Annotated in this window: 1 pseudogene; it reads left to right on the plus strand. The window is 40.6% G+C overall.

Features of this window, described 5'->3' with window-relative positions:
• Positions 1-540: pseudogene (locus tag GMD4S_RS13680) on the plus strand (galactofuranosyltransferase); the annotation flags it as partial.

A 540-nucleotide genomic window follows, 5' to 3' on the forward strand; every position in this document is an offset into this window, starting at 1 on the left:
AGTTGGGAGCCGGAGATGAATTGGTGATTCAGTTCCCTATTATCCACCATACATTTTTCATCTCACAACTCATTAAGCAGGCGCAAAAAAGAGGAGCAAGATTCTATCTGTTGATCCATGATATTGAAACCTTGCGTCATGCAGCAGGTTCAGAAGTGAAATTTCGTCATAAAGTGCGCAATTACTTCCAGGAAAAGAAAGCTTTGATGTCAGTGGATAGCATTATCGTTCATAACGATATCATGAAGAAAGTTCTGGTAGGTCAAGGAGTGCCAGCAGATAAAATGGTTAGCTTGGAGATTTTTGACTATCTGATTCCAAACTTTGCTGAAAAATCAAATCTCCAAAAAGACCAGCCTATTATCGTAGCTGGAAATTTGAACCCTGCAAAGTCAGGTTATCTTTATAACTTGCCAGACCAGCCAGCCTATAACTTGTATGGAGTGGGCTATGATGAAAGTCGTGCATTGAAAAACACTAGCTACTTTGGTTCCTTTATGCCAGATGACCTCCCAGCTGCTCTTGAAGGTAGTTTTGGTT

The organism is Streptococcus sp. GMD4S (assembly GCF_000296955.1).